The organism is Tropicimonas sp. IMCC6043 (assembly GCF_004146235.1).
In the GTDB taxonomy this organism is placed as follows: domain Bacteria; phylum Pseudomonadota; class Alphaproteobacteria; order Rhodobacterales; family Rhodobacteraceae; genus Tropicimonas.
On the sequence record NZ_SELO01000012.1, the window covers coordinates 1 to 18,059 of the forward strand.

The following is an 18,059-nucleotide window of genomic DNA, read 5'->3' on the forward strand; positions in this document are numbered from 1 at the left end:
TTTGCTATGGGAGAGACCGTTTCTTGACGGCGAAACCCGTCTGGGCAACCATATCAGGGCATCCGGAATACCGGATGCTCCAAGACCTGATGCTTCAAGCCGCCAAAGCTTCCCGACATAGGACGTTGTCGGATCTGATGTGATCCGGCACACCGCGCAGGATGAACAGATCAGACAGCACGTCGATGACGTCGGTCGAATTGAGCTTCCGGTCGATCCGGATCGCCAGACATTCCCGGGTGAACTCGTCAATGAGGTTCAGCATGCGGAACTTCCTTCCATCGTGCGTCCGGCTCTCGACGAAGTCGTAGGACCAGACATGGTTCGGACGCTCTGGGCGCAGACGGATGCAGGACCCGTCGTTGAGCCAGAGCCGACCTTTCTTCGGCTGCTTCTGCGGGACCTTCAGCCCCTCCCGCCGCCAGATCCGCTCGACGCGCTTCACGTTCACAGCCCACCCGGCTTCCCGAAGCAGGGCGGTGATGCGCCGATAGCCGTAGCGCCCATACTGGGACGCGAGCGCGATGATGTCCGCGGTCAACGCGTCCTCGTCGGGACGTCCGCGCGGCACCTTCCGCTGGGTCGAGCGGTGCTGGCCGAGGACACGGCAGGCGAACCGCTCCGAGACGCGGAACTTCTGCCTGACATGATCGACGCAAGCACGGCGGCGGGCGGGGCTCAAAAGTTTCCCGAGGCCGCCTCCCGCAAGATCAGTTTCTCGAGCGTCAGATCGGAGACAGCCTTGCGAAGCCGTTCATTCTCTTTCTCCAACTCCTTCAACCGCTTCACCTGGTCCGTCTTCAGACCGCCGAACTCCTTGCGCCACCGGTAATAGGTGAACTGCGTCACGCCGATCGACCGAACTGCCTCGGCCACAGACCGTCCTTGCGACACCAAAACCTCGACCTGCCGGAGCTTCGCAACGATCTCCTCGGGCTTATGCTTCTTCTGGGGCATTCCTCTGTCCTCCAACTGGCTCGAAAGCCTACTTCAGGGAGGACCACTTTTCAGGGGGCAGACCACTGGCACTGGGCAAGGGCAATGCCGTGTTCGTGCAGGCACTGGCTGACGTTCAAGGCGCCTTGGAGGCGCTAAAGGCGGCGGCGGCGGCAGGCGAACTAGACACTGCGATGGGCACGGCAGCGCTGAGGAAGAAGTCCAAGTAATAAGCTACGGCTGGCGCGGTCCTGTGCCGCGTCAGTCAGCCATTCAGAATCCGCAACAGCGTTTCGCCTCTAATCATCTCGTCCCGCTTCGCTGCGAGCGCCAGCATCGCAATTTCCTCAGTCACAACGTATCCGTCGCGCCCAATGCCAAGCGCGGCCAACAGCGCCGTTTCGTCCAGCTGGCCGCCGCGAAGCATGTTGAATGCTAGCTGCGCTACGCTTTGTCCTTCTTGTCGTGCAGCTTGCTTCGCGTTCCTACGCACCTGCCGCCCGCTGTGTAGGTCCGCGTTCAGCAGCGGGCTGTATTTGCTGTAGTGCTTGTCCAGCATCGCTGTGCTGTTCCCCATCTGCTTGCTCAGCACGTGCGCGCTGACGCCGCGCTTCAGATCCTGCGTCGCGTAGTAGTGACGCCAGCTGTAGAGCGTGCGCGTCTTGCCGTCCGCGCCCACCTTCAGCCCAAGCTCGTCCAGCAACGCGTTGAACGAGCGATTTAGGTTGAAGATCGTAGCGACCTCACCCAAGCGTGTAGTGAACACGTGCTCGTCGCTACGCGCTGCGAGAAGCTCGTCGAAGCTCTCTGAGCGTATGGCAGGGTTCAGCATGCGCTGCCTGTCCAAGTAGCCTTCCACGCGGTCGCGCGCCACTGCGGCTCTCTTCCGCGTTTTCCCGTCCACGTTGACGACAAGGTAGCGGTCGCCGTCCTGCTCGTGCCATTCGATGTTCCGCCAGCGTAGCCCCAGCGCTTCCGTTCCGTGCCGCACGCCTGTGTTGGCGAGGAACAGGACATAGTTGCGCAGCACCTCGCGCGTTGCTTGCGCCTTCGTGCTGCTCGTCTGCTCGTGCCACGTGCGCAGCGCCGTGTAGATCTTCTTGTATTCTGTGTTGCTGAAGCTGCCTCTGCTTTCGCTCTTCAGGCCCTTGTTGAGGAGGGTAGGGCGCAGCGATTTGGTGATCCAGCCGTGTAGCTCCGCCTCGTCAAGCACCCTGTTGAGCGCAGCGTTGTGGTTGTTGATGCCGCTCTGCGAAAACGGCTTCTTGTTCTGCTCCGTCCGCCACGCGTCGAACGCCTTCAGCGCTGCCAGGTCGATCTTCGCAATGTCTGTGCTGCCAAAGTAGGGAATGAGCCAGCGACGCAGTGCGGAGATGTAGTCCTTGTATGCTTGCTTTCCGCCGCTTTCGTTCAGCTCGTCCTGCATCCGCCGTATGGCATGGTCAGCGACATGCTTGAACTTGCGGGTTTGGGCTGGGAGCTGGTTTTTGATGCGGGCTTGGGTGTCGTAGTAGAGCTGTAGCGCGCGCTCTTTCGCTTCTTCGAAGTCGTCCGTCTTTGTGCTCTTCACCACGCGCTTGCCGTTGTCCAGTGTCAGCCGCGCATACCAGTTCTCGCTGCCATGCCGCTTATCGAGCTTGAGTTTCTTGTGCACACTTACGGTGCTCGTGCCGTAGCTCATCGCGCCTAGTTCCTGCTAAGTGCCTGTTGCTGATCGCTATACCCAAAAGTTAGGCAGCAACGCGGCGCAAACTGCATGCGGACTGTGCACGAATTGTGCACCAAACGCGAGGCGCAGGATCTAGCGCGGGGCGGAGTAAGTATCGCTAAATGTTGTGGAATTTTTGGAGGCGAGTGGGGGAATCGAACCCCCGTGCACGGATTTGCAATCCGCTGCGTCACCACTCCGCCAACTCGCCAAGCCGTTGTGGTTGTTGCCGTCTAATGAAGGCCGGCGCAGAAGGCAAGTGGTTGCCGCGCGGCCGGCCGCAGATTTCGTCTCGGTTTTTGTCCCGCCCCCAATGGACTCGGCCTCACGACGGTGCCGCAGCGCGGCGCTTGACAAGCCCGGCCGGCCGCTCTAGGCAGCGCCATCCGGGCCCTCGGGCCGCGGTAATCATTGGTGTTGGTGGCCCCCGCAAGGGGATGCCTGTCTCCCGCAAGCGGGAAAGGACAACGCCCTTCATAGGTGCCCGTTCGGGCGCCGGCCTAACGAAGGAGATCAGCCGTGACCAAACGCACGTCTGCCAAATACAAGATCGACCGCCGCATGGGCGAAAACATTTGGGGCCGCCCCAAATCCCCCGTCAACCGCCGCGAATACGGCCCCGGCCAGCACGGCCAGCGCCGCAAGGGCAAGATGTCCGACTTCGGCCTGCAGCTGCGCGCCAAGCAGAAGCTGAAGGGCTATTACGGCGATCTGACCGAGAAACAGTTCCGCCGCATCTACGCCGAGGCCGAGCGCCGTCGGGGCGACACCGGCGAGCTTCTCATCGGCCTCCTGGAGCGCCGGCTCGACACTGTGATCTACCGCGCGAAATTTGTGCCGACGATCTTTGCCGCCCGCCAGTTCGTCAACCACGGCCATGTGCTTGTGAACGGCAGCCGCGTGAACATCCCGTCCTACCGGGTCAAGGAAGGCGATGTCATCGAAGTGCGCGACCGTTCCAAGCAACTCGCCGTGGTGCTCGAGGCGGTCCAACTGTCGGAGCGCGACGTGCCCGATTACATCGAGGCCGACCATTCCAAGATGACCGCGACCTTCGTGCGCACCCCGGGCCTCGGCGACGTGCCCTATGCCGTGCAGATGGAACCGAACCTCGTCATCGAATACTACGCCCAGAACTAAGGCGGATAGCGGCGGGGCGCGCTCTGCCGCGCCCCCGCAAGCCAGAAGGCCCGTCCCCGGGCGTCCTGCCACTTGGGGCGGGCCTTTTGTGTTCCGATCTGCTGCGACGACCGGAATCGCTTTGCCTATTCCCGGGCTCGGGTTAGCCTGTTCGCATTATCCCTGATGCACAGGAAAAAAAATGGCTTCGATATACGATTATGGACTGCTGTCCAACGCGGTCTACGAAACAAACCCTTCCGTCCAGGGCTGGGCCTGCCGCGATTTCCACGATGGTCTCGGCGAGGGCCTTCAGGCGGGCGTGTTTACCAAGGGCGACGAAATCGTCGTCGCCTTCAAGGGCACCACGCCGACCCAGGTCAACGACGTGATCGCCGATCTCAAGCTCGGCGTCGGCATGAGCACGAGCTATTTCTCGGCGGCCGAGGAGTATGTCGCGCGCTATGCCAGCGAGGGCACGGTCGTCGCCACCGGCCACTCGCTCGGTGGCGCGATCGCCCAGGTGGTCGGCAACCGCCGACAGATTCCCTTCGTCACCTTCAACGCGCCCGGCGTGGCGATCTTCGCCTCGCGCAACCTCCACACCTCTACGGCCCACATGTCTGCGGTCCGCATCGCTGGCGGCCTGCTGGGCGCGCTGCGCCACCCGATGCAGACGGCGCGCGATGTCGCGGCGACCTTCTATGTCGTCAACGGCAACAACTACCGGCTCTCGGGCGACGTCGTCAGCCAGATCGGCCTGCATTACGGCGATGTCATCAACATCTCCGCCTCGGGCGACCCGCTGAGCCAGCATTCGATGGACACCGTGTTGGAGCGGTTGCAACACTTCAACTACGGCAACATCCGCTTCCCGTAGGGCGGCCCGGTCCGCCGGAAGACTGAACGGGCAAAGAGCCGCCGGCATCGACAGGGCTTCTCGACAACGGCCGATCCTGACCCTAGAACCGCGGGGAACGGAGGCCGTCATGACGAAGATCACTCCTCAACCCGGGATCATGGAGATCGCGCTCTACGAGGCGGGTGAAGCCCGTGTCGAGGGCGTGCGCGATATCCTCAAGCTCAGCGCAAACGAGAACCCTTTTGGGCCGAGCCCGGACGCCAAGGAGGCGATCGCCGCGACCATCGGCCAGGTCCACCGCTATCCCAACACCGATCACGGGCCGCTCCGCCGGGCCATCGGCGAAATCCATGGGCTCGACCCCGAGCGGATCATCTGCGGCGTGGGGTCCGACGAGATCATCACCTTTCTCTGCCAGGCCTTCGCCGGGCCCGGCGACGAGGTGCTGCACACCGAACACGGCTTCGCGATGTATCCGATCTCGGCCCGTGCCGCCGGGGCGACGCCGGTCGTCGCGAAGGAGCGCGAGCGGGTGGCCGACGTCGATGCGCTGCTCGCCGCCTGTACCGAGCGGACGAAGCTCGTCTTTCTCGCCAACCCGAACAACCCAACCGGCACGATGATCGGCGGCAACGAAATGACGCGGTTGGCCGATGGGCTGCCCGAGGGCGCGATCCTCGTGATCGACGCCGCCTACGCGGAATTCGTGGGCGAATATGACGGCGGGGCCGGGCTGGCGACGACGCGCGACAACGTGGTGATGACCCGTACCTTCTCCAAGCTCTACGGGCTCGGCGGCCTCCGCATCGGCTGGGGCTATGGACCCAAGCCGATCATCGACGTGCTGAACCGCATTCGTGGCCCCTTCAACCTCTCCGAAATGCAGATGGCCGCCGCAGAGGCGGCGCTGCGCGACCGTTCCTGGGCGGAGCGCTGCATCACCGAGAACACCCGCCTGCGCGCCTGGCTCTCGCATGAACTGGCCGCGCTCGGCATCCCTTCGGACACGAGCTGCGCCAACTTCATCCTCGCCCGCTTCGCCGATCGCGCGGAGGCCGAGGCGGTTGACCTGCACTTGAAATCGCTCGGGGTCATCGTCCGCCGGGTGGCCGGCTACGGCCTGCCGCAATGCCTGCGCATCACCGTGGGCGACGAGGCCGGCTGCAAGCGCGTCGTCGACGGGATCCGGTCGTTCCAGGAGGGCCGCCCGTGAGCCGGATTTACGACCGCGTCGCCTATATCGGCCTCGGGCTCATCGCCTCTTCGATGATCCATGCCGGCCGCCGGGCCGGGCTCCAGGGCGAGATCGCCGGCACTGCCCGCTCCGCGGAAACCCGCGCCATCGCTTGCGAGGTCGGGCTTTGCGACATCGTCACCGAGACTGCGGCAGACGCGGTTCGGGACGCCGATCTCGTGGTGTTGTGCGTGCCGGTGGGCGCGATGGGCAAGGTGGCGGAGGAGATCGGCCCGCATCTGATGCCGGGCGCGACGGTCACTGATGTCGGCTCGGTCAAGCGGGCGGTGATCGAGGCGGTCAAGCCGCATCTACCCGAGGGCGTGCATTTCATCCCCGGCCACCCGCTGGCGGGCACCGAGCATTCCGGGCCGCGCTCGGGCTTCGCCGAGCTCTTCGAGAACCGCTATACGCTCATCGTCCCCGACGGCGACGTCGATGCGGATGCCCTGGCGAAGCTCGAGGCGTTCTGGACCGGTATGGGTGCCAATGTAGAGGTGATGGACCCCGAGCATCACGATCTGGTGTTGATGGTAACCTCACACGCGCCGCACCTCATCGCCTACACGATGGTCGGTGTCGCCGACGACCTGCGCCGGGTGACTGACAGCGAGGTCATCAAGTATTCCGCCGCGGGCTTCCGCGACTTCACCCGCATCGCCGCCTCCGATCCGACCATGTGGCGCGATGTCTTTCTCAACAACAAGGACGCGACCATGGAGATCCTCGGCCGCTTCATCGAAGAGCTGATGCGACTGCAACGTGCCATCCGCAAGGAGGATGGCGACCTTCTCTTCGACTACTTCACGCGCACACGCGCAATTCGACGCGGTATCATCGAGGCCGGTCAGGACACGTCCGCGCCGGACTTCGGTCGGGCCCACGGGGTGGCGGAATGAGACCGGTACTGCGCGCGCTGCTCTGCGCCGCGGCGCTTCTCGTCCCCGGCCTGTCCACGGCCGAGGCGCCCACATTTGGCCCGCGCCCGATGGCCCGACCCGGCGGCGTGCCGCTGCCGCCCGAAGCGGTCACGCGCGTGCAGGTCACCGGGGCCGGCGTCGTGGTCCGGATCGGCGCCGACATCCGGCCCAAGCCGCGCAGTGACTCCGATTCTGCACTCGAAGCCTCCGGCCATCCCGTGGTCGAGACGACGCGGCGGGCGTCGCGGATGGTGGTCGTCACCGCCATCCGGCCGAACCCGAGACCGGCGCATCCGCTGGCCGGCGCAGCCGTGATCCCGGCGAGCGCCCGTCCGGCCGAGGCCGCCAGCGCGCAACCGGAGGCCCGGCCGGAGGGCTTCATCAAGCTCATCTCCAAGCGCAGCGGCGGCTATTCGCGCAACGGCTCGGTCTGCGGCGTCAATGCGATCAAGGGCACTGTGCTGAAGAGTTTCGGCAACCCCAGCAGCGGGTGCGGCGTCGCCAATCCGGTGAAGGTCACCTCGGTCGCCGGTGTCCGCCTGAGCACCCCCGCGACGATCGACTGCGATGCTGCAAGAGCGCTCAACACCTGGGTCGAGAAGGGCATCAAGCCCGCCTTCGGAGGCAAGGGCGGCGGGGTGAGCGAGCTGAAGGTCGCGGCGCATTACGCCTGCCGCAAGCGCAACAACCGCCCGTCCGGCAAACTTTCCGAACATGCCAAGGGCCATGCGGTCGACATCTCGGCGATCCGGCTGGCGAACGGAACCGAGGTCACCGTGCTCGACGGCTGGCGGTCCCGGAAATGGTCGGCCGTTATGCGCAGAGCCCATGGCAGCGCCTGCGGCCCCTTCGGCACCGTGCTCGGCCCCAATGCCGACGGCTATCACCGCGACCATTTCCACGTCGATGTCGCGAGCTACCGCAGCGGGCCTTATTGCCGCTGAGCGCACGCCGCATCACCATCGCGTGACGGCATCGACACAGGGCTTGGGCTGGCGACCGGAGGAAGCCACCTTGCGGGGGCGGTCGCCGTAGCCGCTTGAGAGGAGCCCATGGAACGCATCACTTTCCCCGGCGCACAGGGTCATGCGCTCGCTGCCCGGCTCGACCGGCCCGAGGGGCCGCACCTGGCCACCGCCATCTTTGCCCACTGCTTCTCCTGTTCGAAGGATATCCACGCCGCGCGCCGGATCTCGGCGCGGCTTGCGGGGATGGGGATCGCCGTGCTGCGCTTCGATTTCACCGGGCTCGGCCATTCGGGGGGCGAGTTCGAGAACACGACCTTCACCACCAATGCCTGCGACCTGAAGGCCGCCGCCGACTGGCTCGCGAGCCAGGGCATGCCGCCCGCGATGCTGATCGGCCACTCGCTCGGCGGGGCAGCCGCCCTGAAGGCCGCGGGCGGGATCGACAGCGTCCGCGCCGTGGTCACGCTCGGCGCGCCCTTCGACCCGGGCCATGTGACCCACGCGTTTAGAGATCTCCTGCCTGAGATCGAGGCAGAGGGCTCGGCCGAACTGCGCCTTGGCGCGATGCCGTTCCGGGTGGGCCAGGAATTTGTCGAGGAGGTGCTGGAGGCGGACCTGACCGACGCGATCAGGTCGCTTGGCAAGGCGCTGCTGGTGATGCATGCGCCGCGCGACGACGTGGTCTCGATCGACAATGCGACACGGATCTTCACCGCTGCGCGGCACCCCAAGAGCTTCGTCACGCTCGACGATGCCGACCATCTCATCAGCCGCGCAGAGGATGCCGAATATGCGGCCGAGGTGATCGCCGCCTGGGCCGGCCGCTATCTCGACCTACGCCGGCCCGCGCCACCGCCCGGCGCACCGGAAGGCATCGTGCGCTCCTCGGAGGCCGATCCCGACGGCTTCCTCCAGGATGTCTGCCTGGGGCCGCGCCATCACCTCCTTGCCGACGAGCCCGCCGCCTATGGTGGCGCCGACCAGGGACCCTCTCCCTATGGCCTGCTCGCGGCTGCGCTGGCAGCCTGCACCTCGATGACGATCCGGATGTATGCCCGCCGCAAGGGCTGGCCGCTCGAGCATGTCTCGGTCGATGTCTGCCACGAGAAGGTCCATGCGCAGGACAGCGACCTGACCGGGCCGAACAGGATCGACCGGTTCCAGCGGACCGTCCACCTGACGGGCGATCTCGACGCCGCGCAGCGCGCCCGGCTGATGGAGATCGCCGATCGATGCCCGGTCCACCGGACGCTCGACGCCGGCGCAACGGTGGACACAAGGCTCGCGGCAGCGGACTGACGACACGGCACCCGATCTGGACAAGCCCGCCCTCTCTGGGCAATCTCGCGACCGACCCGATCCGGAGACGCCAATGACCCCCCGCAAGATCCTCATCGATACCGATCCCGGCCAGGACGATGCCGTGGCCATCCTTCTGGCGCTGGCCGCGCCCGAGGAGTTGGAAGTGCTGGCGATCACGGTGGTGGCCGGCAACGTGCCGCTGGAGAAGACCTCGCGCAATGCGCGGGTGATCTGCGAACTCGCCGGGCGGCGCGACGTGCCGGTTCACGAGGGCTGCGCGGCGCCCCTCGAGCGCCCCCTCGTTACTGCCGAACATGTCCATGGCAAATCCGGTCTCGACGGCCATGACCTGCCCGAACCGACCATGCCGGTGGCCGATCTCCACGCCGTCGAGGCGATCATCCACCATATCCGCCGCGAGCCCCGCGGCAGCGTCACGCTCTGTGCGCTCGGGCCGCTCACCAATGTCGCGAGCGCGCTTCTCAAGGCGCCCGAAATCGCCGAGCGGCTGGGGGGCATCGTGCTCATGGGCGGGGCTTATTTCGAGGTTGGCAATGTGACGCCAGCAGCCGAGTTCAACATCTATGTCGACCCGGAAGCCGCCAAGATCGTTCTGAAATCCGGCATCGAGATCACCATGATGCCGCTCGACGTCACCCACAAGGCGCTGATCACGCGCGACTGGCTCGACGGCATCAGCACGCTCGACACGCCGGCGATCCGTGCCGTCTGCGGCTGGCTCGATTTCTACGAACGGTTCGACATGGAGAAATATGGCGGCAAGGGCGGTCCGCTGCACGATCCCTGCGTGATCGCCTGGCTGCTCCGGCCGGAGCTGTTCTCGGGGCGCCACGTCAATGTCGAGATCGAAACACAGAGCGAGTTGACCCGCGGCATGACGGTTGCCGATTGGTGGCGCGTGACCGACCGGGCGGCCAATGCAACCTTCATCGGTGATCTCGACGCGGACGGTTTCTTCGACCTACTCACCGAACGCTTGGCCGCGCTGTGAAGATCGAGATCGAAGCCCACGATCCCGCTTGGGCGGACCTCGCCGCAAGCGAGATTGCGCGCTGGAACACTGCGCTCGGCGACGCTCTGGTTGAGGTGCATCATATCGGCTCGACAGCGGTACCGCATCTTTCGGCCAGGCCGGTGATCGACCTGATTCCGGTGATTGCGCCCGGCGTCGACCCCGACAGCCTGCGCGAACGGGTCCACGCCATGGGCTACGAGTGGCTGGGCGAGAATGGCTTGCCACGCCGACGCTACTGCCGGCGCTCCTGCCCGACAACAGGCAAACGCCTGATGCAGGCGCATTGCTGGCCCGAGGGCGACAGCGAGATCGACCGCCATCTCGCCTTCCGCGACGCGCTCCGCGCCGACCCGATGCTGCTGGCTGCCTACGAGGCGCGCAAACGCCACTGTGCTTCGCTGCACCTGCGGGACCTGCCGGGCTACGGCCGTTGCAAGTCGCACTGGATCGACACGGTCGAAACGCGGGCGCTACGGGCGCGTGCGCAAGGGGGGCGAGGGTGAAAACCAAGCTGCACATGGCGGATACCGAGGATCTCGAGAGGCTCCTTGGTATGGTCGCGGCCTTTCATGCCGAGAGCGGCATCGAACAGGACGTCGAGACGCGCAGGGCGGCCCTCCTGCCGCTGCTCGAGGGCTCGCCGCTCGGAGTGATCTACATCCTCGGACCGCGCAACGCGCCGGTCGGGTATGTCGCCATCAGCTTCGGCTGGTCGATCGGACATGGTGGAATCGACGGCTTCATCGACGAGTTCTGGATCCGTCCGGCGGTGCGCTCACGTGGCATGGGCAGCGAGGCGCTGGCGGCTCTCATCCGCGCGCTGAGGGATGCCGGCGTACGCGCGCTGCGTCTGGAGGCCGATCGCGGCAGCCCGGTCGGCCGGCTCTATGCGCGCCTGGGTTTCGAGCCGCGCGAGCGCGTCCTGCTGATGAGCGCTGACCTGACCGGACCCTGAGCGCCGCGGAGCCGTCAGACTTCGGGCCGGCGGACAGCCCACGATTTCCTTTACTGCCAGGACAGGCGCATGCCCCCCATCCTCAACCGGCACCTCCCGCATCGGCCCTGGCGTCTGCCGCAGGCCCGGCGCCTGCCCGGCACGGCCCCGATCGGGATAGACGACTGGCTCTGGCAACTCGACAGCTATCCCGCACAGATGGCCGAGCGCGAGCGGCTGCTCGCCGAGGATCCGGCGGCGGTGCTGGCGCTCTTGCCCGCTGCCGATGCCCCGGTCCGGGAGCTCTATGACCTTGTCCTCGGCCTGCTACAGCGCCGCCCCGGCTTTGCGCGTCAGGGCGACGTGATGCGATGCCCGGATGGTCGGAGCGTCCATCTCGATCGCAGTGATCCGCTCCGCACACTCGGTCGGCTCGTGCAGGAGGATCTCTGCCTGCTGGTGAAGCCCGAAGGCGCGGCGGAGCATCTGCTGGCTGGCGCGGTGCTCTGCTTCCCGGCGAGCTGGACCCTTTCGGAGAAGCTTGGCCGCCCGATGGCCGCGATCCACGTCCCCGTCGATGTGTACGACGCGACCCTGGCAGCGCGGGTCCAGCGTTTGCTCGACAATATCCGGCCGGGCCAGCCGCTTGCCCGGAGCAACGCGCTCTTCTACGACGACCCGGCGCTCTTCCAGCCGCGCCCGGAGGACGACCCGCGCCCGGCCGGCGGACCCGATGCGCGCTTCTTCCGGTCGGAACGCCAGTGCCTGCTGCGCCTGCCCGAAAGCGGCGCGGTGGTGTTCTCGATCCACACGGTACTCCTGGATCGCGCCGGCCTCGAAGCGGCAGATCTCGCAGTGCTGCACTGAAGGAGCGCGGTGCTGGGCGGAGCCTAGGCGGCGCTCGCCGTGGACAGGGCGCTTGGCTTCGGAACTGGCCTGCCGTCCTTTTCCAGCAGCACCAGGCACATTCCGCCATCTTCCTCCAGGCGGATCTGGAACCTCTCATCGTCGCAGGTTGCGAAGGCCATGCCGTTCCGGACCTGCTGACCGGTGGCCCGCAGATGCGAGACCAGCGCATAGACGCGCGGTATGATCCAGCCAAGCTCGACCGGGGCCGGCGCGGTCCGCAGCGGCCGGCCGACGAGATCAACTGCGCCCTCGATCTCGAGCGAGAGCCAGGCCGGATCCTCATCCTCCTGCTGGAACGGACGGGGGTGCAGGAAGAGCGGCAGCGGGAACAGCATCGCGCCCATGGCGGCAAAGCGGCTGGCGGAGAGTATCTGGTTCGATTGCTCCCAATGGAGCGCCAATGCGTGGTTCGTGCGGGCGATTCGCGTCGCTGCCGCGTGGGCGACCATCAGCATCTGGTCGAACAGTTCCGGTGTGGTCGGCTCCACAGCCGCGCCCTTTTCCGCCGGAAGCGGCCCGGCGCCCACGGTCAGTGTCAGCGCCGCTCGATGGCGCGCAAAACACCCGTTAGGATCATCGCCCAGAAAAGCGGCAAGACCGGTGCCGATATCCGACGGCAGCCGTTCTTCCGCGAGAGGCAGATCGCGCGCTGAGAGCCGCAGGTGCAGCCGCGCCGAACTCAACAGCGGCTCATGGCGCCAGCGACGCTCCCGGAGGCCGGAACAGGCAGGCCCGAGCTGGGCCTCAATACCGTCCCGAAGCGCGTCGAGATCGAACTGCGCCGGGCGTGCGAGAAGGAGAGTTGCGGTTATCTCGGTGGGCAGGGGCATGGGAAGACGCCTCTCGCGGGGAATGATTGGCCCCAGCCTCGCGTGCGATGGTGGGCAGAATGCGGCGTGGGTGTGGAAATGACGCGGCTCAGACGCTGCTGAGCAGCGGGCTGGTTTCGCTGTTCAACACCCCTTCGATCAACCGAACCTTGCGCAGGACACGGTCGAAATCGCCTGGCGAGGGAGCTTGGAACTCAGCCACGAGATTCCAACGCCTGTCACGACGCAGGATCGAGACGAGTTCACGGTCGAGTGTGTCGAGGGACGGCCCGGTATCGACGCTGGTTTTCATGGAGCGTCATCCCGCCAGAAAGTCTTGTCGATTCGCAGAGTGTCCTGCCAGATCCTGCAAGCATTTTGCATTTTGTCGGGTGAAAGGAACACGTATCCTGTGCCGGCCCGACGGGCCTTCTCCCCGAACGATGTCACAGGAAGCGCGCATGTCCTCCGAGTCCTCGCCGAAGCCGTCTCTCAACCTCGTTCCCTTCGTCTCCGTCGAGAACATGATGGAGACGATTCTGGATATCGGCATCGGCGAGATGCTCACCGGGATCGCGCGCTATATCGAGCAGGATTTCACCCGCTGGGAGAGCTTCGACAAGACACCGCGGGTGGCGGCGCACTCGACGCGTGGGGTGATCGAGTTGATGCCCACCTCGGACGGCGCGGAATACGCGTTCAAATACGTCAACGGTCACCCCAAGAACATGCGTGAGGGGCTTCAGACGGTCACCGCTTTCGGCGTTCTGGCGGATGTCGACACCGGTTACCCGCTGCTGATCTCTGAGATGACGCTGCTGACGGCGCTCAGGACGGCGGCAATGTCGGCGGTGGCAGCGAAATACCTTGCCCCCGAGGGTGCCGAGACGATGGCGATCATCGGCAACGGCGCGCAGGCTGAATTCCAGGCACTTGCCTTCAGGACGCTGCTCGGGATCGACCGGCTCCGGCTCTACGACATCGACCCGGCGGCGACGGAGAAATGCGCGCGCAACCTGGCGGGGCAGGGGTTCGAGATCACCACCTGCGACAGCGCCGAGGCGGCGGTCGAGGGGGCGCAGATTCTCACCACGGTCACGGCCGACAAGCAATATGCCACGATCCTGACCGACAACATGGTGGGCAGCGGCGTGCATATCAACGCGATCGGTGGCGACTGCCCGGGCAAGACGGAGTTGCACCGGGACATCCTCCTGCGCTCGGACATCTTTGTGGAATACCCGCCGCAGACCCGGATCGAGGGCGAGATCCAACAGCTTGCCGCCGACCACCCGGTGACCGAACTCTGGCAGGTCATCGCCGGGCAGGCCGAGGGGCGGCGCAACGCGCGTCAGGTGACGCTCTTCGATTCGGTCGGCTTCGCGATCGAGGATTTCTCGGCGCTGCGCTATCTGCGCGACCAACTCGCGCGCACCGGGCGATACGAGATGCTCGACATGATCGCCGACCCGGACGACCCGCGGGACCTCTTCGGGATGGTCCTGCGGGCCGAGGTGAAACGGTAGGACCGCGCCGCGTATCGCGTGAATCTTCGGGATGTTTTCCCTTTTGCTGCGGTCCGCCGCGACGTGGCGATGTCTCCGCGCGCCGGACCGCCCCAAACGAAAGAAGGGCGCCCTGAGGCGCCCTTCGCTGTCACTGTCCCGCGTGGTCCTTTTCGGACTCAGCAGCTGTAGTAGAGCTTGTATTCGATCGGGTGCGGCGTGTGCTCGTAGGCGTAGATCTCTTCCCACTTGAGGTCCATGTAGCCCTCGATCTGGCTCGCAGTGAAGACGTCGCCAGCCAGCAGGAAGTCGTGATCGGCCTCCAGGCACTCCATCGCTTCGCGCAGGGATGCGCAGACCGTCGGGATGCCGGCCAGCTCTTCCGGCGGCAGGTCGTAGAGGTCCTTGTCCATGGCTTCGCCCGGGTGGATCTTGTTCTTGATCCCGTCGAGGCCGGCCATCAGCAGGGCCGCGAAGCAGAGATAGGGGTTCGAGGACGGGTCCGGGAAACGGGCCTCGACACGCTTGGCCTTCGGGCTTTCCGCCCACGGGATCCGGACGCAGCCGGAGCGGTTGGACGCCGAATAGGCCCGCAGCACCGGCGCCTCGAAGCCCGGGATGAGGCGCTTGTAGGAGTTGGTGGACGGGTTGGTGAAGGCGTTCAGCGTCTTGGCGTGCTTCAGGATGCCGCCGATGTAGTAGAGCGCCTCGTCACTCAGGTCGGCATACTTGTCACCGGCGAAGAGCGGTTTGCCGTCCTTCCAGATCGACATGTTCACATGCATGCCGGTCCCATTGTCGCCGGCGATCGGCTTGGGCATAAAGGTGGCCGACTTGCCATAGGCATGGGCGACATTCTGCACAACGTATTTGTATTTCTGCAGCTCGTCCGCCTGCTTGGTGACGGTGCCGAAGATCAGGCCCAGTTCGTGCTGGCAGGACGCGACCTCGTGGTGGTGCTTGTCGACCTTCATGCCCATGCGCTTCATGGTCGAAAGCATCTCGGAGCGCAAATCCTGGGCGTCGTCGGTGGGGTTGACCGGGAAGTAGCCGCCCTTGACGCCGGGCCGATGGCCCATGTTGCCCATTTCGTATTCGGTGTCGGTGTTCCAGGCAGCGTCGATGGCGTCGACCGCGTAGGAAACCTTGTTCATCCCGACCTGGAAGCGGACGTCGTCGAACAGGAAGAATTCGGCCTCCGGCCCCATGTAGGCGGCATCGCCGATGCCCGACGATTTCAGATAGGCTTCGGATTTCTCCGCGGTGCCGCGCGGGTCGCGGTCATAGGGTTCGCCCGTGTCGGGCTCGACCACCGAGCAATGCACGGCCAGCGTCTTCTCGGCATAGAACGGGTCCATGTAGGCCGAGTCGGAATCCGGCATGAGCTTCATGTCGGACTGGTCGATCGACTTCCAGCCGGCGATCGAGGAGCCGTCGAACATGAACCCCTCCTCGAAGAAGTCCTCGTCGACCTCGTCGGACATGACCGTGACATGCTGCAGCTTGCCGCGCGGGTCCGTGAAGCGGACATCGACATAGGCGACGTCTTCGTCCTTGATCTTCTTGACAACGTCTTCTGTGCTCATGGTGACCTGAGTCCCTCTCTGTCAAAAACGGGTGGTGGTGTGTTCGGGCTCACGGATCAGAGGGCTTCGTCGCCCTCTTCTCCGGTACGGATTCGGATCGCCTGCTCGACCGGCGAAACAAAGATCTTGCCGTCGCCGATCTTGTCGGTCTTGGCCGCAGTCATGATCGCCTCGATGGCGGCATCGATCTGGTCCTCGGGCAGGACCACCTCGATTTTCACCTTGGGCAGGAAATCCACCACATACTCAGCGCCGCGGTAGAGTTCGGTATGGCCCTTCTGGCGGCCGAAACCTTTCACCTCGATCACGCTGAGGCCTTGCGCTCCTGCATCTTGCAGCGCTTCCTTCACGTCATCGAGCTTGAAGGGTTTGATGATGGCTTCGATTTTTTTCATGCTGGCAGCCGACTCCCCTGAGGTCCTTCCCGGTCAATGCTCAGACCATCAACGCCGGAGCGGAACAATTCAAGAGGGAGAGCAGTGACGGGGCGGCGCCGCCTTTCTCGAGGCGGTGATCGAAAAACAGGCTAAATGCCCACTTGATGGGCAATATGTGAAGAAATGAGGCGGCATCCATGACCGAACTTCTGACATCTGCCCAAATGCGCGCCATCGAGCAGGCGGCGTTCGACAGCGGGCGGACGAGCGGGCTGGAATTGATGGAGCGCGCGGGCGAGGGAGTCGTCGCGGCGATTCTCGATCGCTTTCCCGAACTGGCCACCGGGGCGCTTGGCGCCGCGGTGCTCTGCGGGCCGGGCAACAACGGCGGCGATGGATTCGTCATTGCCCGGCTGCTGCGGGAGCGCGGCTGGCAGGTGACCTGCTTTCTCTATGGCGACCCGGCACGGCTGCCGGACGACGCGCGGGTGAACCATGACCGCTGGGCCGAGATCGGCCCGGTCGCGTCCTTCGCTGACTGGCGGTTCCCGTTGCGCTGGAGCCCGTCCGGTCGCGCCGTCGATCTGCCGGACCTAGTCGTCGACGCGCTCTTCGGCACCGGGCTGACCCGGCCGCTCGCCCCGGAACTCGACACGGCGCTGCGGGAGCTCGAAAGCTGCCTGCCGGAGGGCACGGTTCGGCGGGTCGCGGTCGACGCGCCCTCCGGGCTCTGCATGGATTCGGGCCGCCCGATCGACCCTGATCATGACGGCGAACTGCCCTCGCACCAGGATTTGACGGTCTCCTTCCACCGGCTGAAGCGTGGCCATGTGCTGGCCGACGGGCCGGAATGGTGCGGCGAGGTGCGGGTGGCCGATATCGGGCTCGACCAGCCCGGACTGCGGGCCACGCGGGAGGTGCTGCGCGAGGAACTGTCGGACCTGGCGATGCTCGCCGCTCCAGACGCCCTGCTGCTTCGCAAGGGCGGCGAGGATTTTCCGCGCGGGCACAAATACGACTACGGCCATGCGCTCGTGCTCTGCGGCGGCCCAGGCCATACAGGCGCGGCGCGGCTGGCCGCGCGCGCGGCGCTGCGTGTCGGTGCCGGTCTGGTGACGCTCGCGGCTCCGGGCTCGGCGATGGCCGAATGCGCGGCGCATCTGACATCGGTAATGCTCCGCCGCTGCAATGGCGCCTCCGAGCTCGGCGTTATTCTCGGCGACGAGCGGCTCAATGCGCTCTGTCTCGGCCCCGGCCTCGGTGTCGGCGCCGCGACCTGCGACATGGTAATGACCGCGCTCGGCAGTCGCCGCCGCTGCGTGCTCGACGCTGACGCCCTGACCTCCTTCGCCGACCAGCCGGCGCGACTCTTCGCGCATCTGCATTCGAAGGTGATCCTGACCCCGCATGCCGGCGAATTCGCCAGGCTCTTTCCGGATATCGCGCAACGGCTCGCGGCCGTTCCTGAGCACGGCCCGGCCTTCTCCAAGGTCGAGGCGACGCAGGAGGCAGCGGCGCGCGCCGGCTGCGTCCTGCTCTTCAAGGGGCAGGATAGCGTCATAGCGGAGCCCGGCGGGCGCGCGGTGGTGCATTCGGCAAGCTACGAGCGCAGCGCGCCGTGGCTGGCAACGGCGGGGTCGGGCGATGTGCTTGCCGGGCTCGTTTGCGGGTTGCTGGCGCGGGGAGCCTGGCCGGTGAGCGCGGCGCAGACCGCCACCTGGCTGCATGTGGAAGCCGCGCGCCGCTTCGGGCCGGGAATGATTGCGGAGGATCTTCCGGAGGAGATTCCCGCGGTCCTGAAGGGGCTCGGGTTGTAAACCTATCGCGACATCTTGCGCTTGCGGCGTGTTCCCT

The 18,059-nt window shown here is 65.7% G+C and carries 17 protein-coding genes, 1 tRNA gene and 1 pseudogene; 12 read left to right on the plus strand and 7 right to left on the minus strand.

Features of this window, described 5'->3' with window-relative positions; all coding sequences use genetic code 11:
• Window positions 1–124: 124 nt before the first annotated feature.
• The 3 genes and pseudogenes from EU800_RS12640 to EU800_RS12650 form a co-directional block, all read right to left on the minus strand.
• Window positions 125–957, minus strand: a pseudogene (locus EU800_RS12640) (IS3 family transposase); the annotation flags it as partial.
• A gap of 244 nt (window positions 958–1,201) precedes the next feature.
• Complete coding sequence (locus tag EU800_RS12645; protein WP_129632845.1) at window positions 1,202–2,617, minus strand: tyrosine-type recombinase/integrase; 1,416 nt, start codon at window positions 2,615–2,617, stop codon at window positions 1,202–1,204.
• A gap of 164 nt (window positions 2,618–2,781) precedes the next feature.
• Window positions 2,782–2,855: transfer RNA gene (locus tag EU800_RS12650), tRNA-Cys, on the minus strand.
• Window positions 2,856–3,163: 308 nt separating this feature from the next.
• Between EU800_RS12650 and rpsD the strand changes: the two genes are divergently transcribed.
• The 10 genes from rpsD to EU800_RS12700 all read left to right on the plus strand — a co-directional run bounded on the left by rpsD (window position 3,164) and on the right by EU800_RS12700 (window position 11,886).
• Window positions 3,164–3,784 (plus strand): 30S ribosomal protein S4, encoded by a 621-nt coding sequence (gene rpsD, locus EU800_RS12655; protein WP_129632848.1) that lies wholly within the window; start codon window positions 3,164–3,166, stop codon window positions 3,782–3,784.
• A 181-nt stretch (window positions 3,785–3,965) separates the two neighbouring features.
• Window positions 3,966–4,643, plus strand: a complete 678-nt coding sequence (locus tag EU800_RS12660) for a DUF2974 domain-containing protein (protein ID WP_129632851.1) — start codon at window positions 3,966–3,968, stop codon at window positions 4,641–4,643.
• 109 nt (window positions 4,644–4,752) lie between these two features.
• Window positions 4,753–5,838: a histidinol-phosphate transaminase gene (gene hisC / locus EU800_RS12665; protein WP_129632854.1), complete on the plus strand. Its 1,086-nt coding sequence runs from the start codon at window positions 4,753–4,755 to the stop codon at window positions 5,836–5,838.
• A complete protein-coding gene (locus tag EU800_RS12670) occupies window positions 5,835–6,758 on the plus strand; it encodes a prephenate/arogenate dehydrogenase family protein (RefSeq protein WP_129632857.1) in 924 nt (307 codons plus the stop codon). Before hisC ends, EU800_RS12670 begins: the two co-directional genes overlap by 4 nt.
• Window positions 6,755–7,723, plus strand: a complete 969-nt coding sequence (locus EU800_RS12675) for an extensin family protein (RefSeq protein ID WP_242500555.1) — start codon at window positions 6,755–6,757, stop codon at window positions 7,721–7,723. Before EU800_RS12670 ends, EU800_RS12675 begins: the two co-directional genes overlap by 4 nt.
• Before the next feature lie 108 nt (window positions 7,724–7,831).
• Complete coding sequence (locus EU800_RS12680) at window positions 7,832–9,046, plus strand: bifunctional alpha/beta hydrolase/OsmC family protein (RefSeq protein WP_129632860.1); 1,215 nt, start codon at window positions 7,832–7,834, stop codon at window positions 9,044–9,046.
• A 73-nt stretch (window positions 9,047–9,119) separates the two neighbouring features.
• On the plus strand, window positions 9,120–10,061 hold the full coding sequence (locus EU800_RS12685) for a nucleoside hydrolase (RefSeq protein ID WP_129632863.1): 942 nt from the start codon (window positions 9,120–9,122) through the stop codon (window positions 10,059–10,061).
• Window positions 10,058–10,588, plus strand: a complete 531-nt coding sequence (locus EU800_RS12690; RefSeq protein WP_242500556.1) for a GrpB family protein — start codon at window positions 10,058–10,060, stop codon at window positions 10,586–10,588. Before EU800_RS12685 ends, EU800_RS12690 begins: the two co-directional genes overlap by 4 nt.
• Window positions 10,585–11,040: an N-acetyltransferase gene (locus EU800_RS12695; RefSeq protein WP_129632866.1), complete on the plus strand. Its 456-nt coding sequence runs from the start codon at window positions 10,585–10,587 to the stop codon at window positions 11,038–11,040. The genes EU800_RS12690 and EU800_RS12695 overlap by 4 nt, the downstream gene beginning before the upstream one ends.
• Before the next feature lie 69 nt (window positions 11,041–11,109).
• The gene (locus EU800_RS12700; RefSeq protein WP_129632868.1) at window positions 11,110–11,886 is read left to right on the plus strand and encodes a DUF3445 domain-containing protein; all 777 of its coding nucleotides are present in this window, start codon (window positions 11,110–11,112) and stop codon (window positions 11,884–11,886) included.
• 23 nt (window positions 11,887–11,909) lie between these two features.
• Here EU800_RS12700 and EU800_RS12705 read toward each other — a convergent pair whose 3' ends face one another.
• The gene (locus tag EU800_RS12705; protein ID WP_129632871.1) at window positions 11,910–12,758 is read right to left on the minus strand and encodes a hypothetical protein; all 849 of its coding nucleotides are present in this window, start codon (window positions 12,756–12,758) and stop codon (window positions 11,910–11,912) included.
• An 88-nt stretch (window positions 12,759–12,846) separates the two neighbouring features.
• Entirely contained in the window at window positions 12,847–13,050 is a 204-nt protein-coding gene (locus EU800_RS27225; protein ID WP_207209902.1) for a hypothetical protein, read from the minus strand.
• Between the two features lie 148 nt (window positions 13,051–13,198).
• Here EU800_RS27225 and EU800_RS12715 point away from each other — a divergent pair, with 148 nt between their 5' ends.
• On the plus strand, window positions 13,199–14,263 hold the full coding sequence (locus EU800_RS12715) for an ornithine cyclodeaminase (RefSeq protein WP_129632874.1): 1,065 nt from the start codon (window positions 13,199–13,201) through the stop codon (window positions 14,261–14,263).
• 158 nt (window positions 14,264–14,421) lie between these two features.
• Here the strand turns inward: EU800_RS12715 and glnA are convergent, their stop codons facing one another.
• Together glnA and EU800_RS12725 are read right to left on the minus strand one after the other, a co-directional pair.
• Window positions 14,422–15,828, minus strand: coding sequence for a type I glutamate--ammonia ligase (gene glnA / locus EU800_RS12720; RefSeq protein ID WP_129632877.1), 1,407 nt, complete (start codon window positions 15,826–15,828; stop codon window positions 14,422–14,424).
• Between the two features lie 56 nt (window positions 15,829–15,884).
• Window positions 15,885–16,223 carry a P-II family nitrogen regulator gene (locus tag EU800_RS12725; RefSeq protein WP_129632879.1) on the minus strand — a complete coding sequence of 113 codons (339 nt, stop codon included), beginning with the start codon at window positions 16,221–16,223 and terminating at the stop codon, window positions 15,885–15,887.
• 179 nt (window positions 16,224–16,402) lie between these two features.
• Here EU800_RS12725 and EU800_RS12730 point away from each other — a divergent pair, with 179 nt between their 5' ends.
• The gene (locus EU800_RS12730) at window positions 16,403–18,022 is read left to right on the plus strand and encodes an NAD(P)H-hydrate dehydratase (RefSeq protein ID WP_129632882.1); all 1,620 of its coding nucleotides are present in this window, start codon (window positions 16,403–16,405) and stop codon (window positions 18,020–18,022) included.
• Window positions 18,023–18,059: the final 37 nt, after the last annotated feature.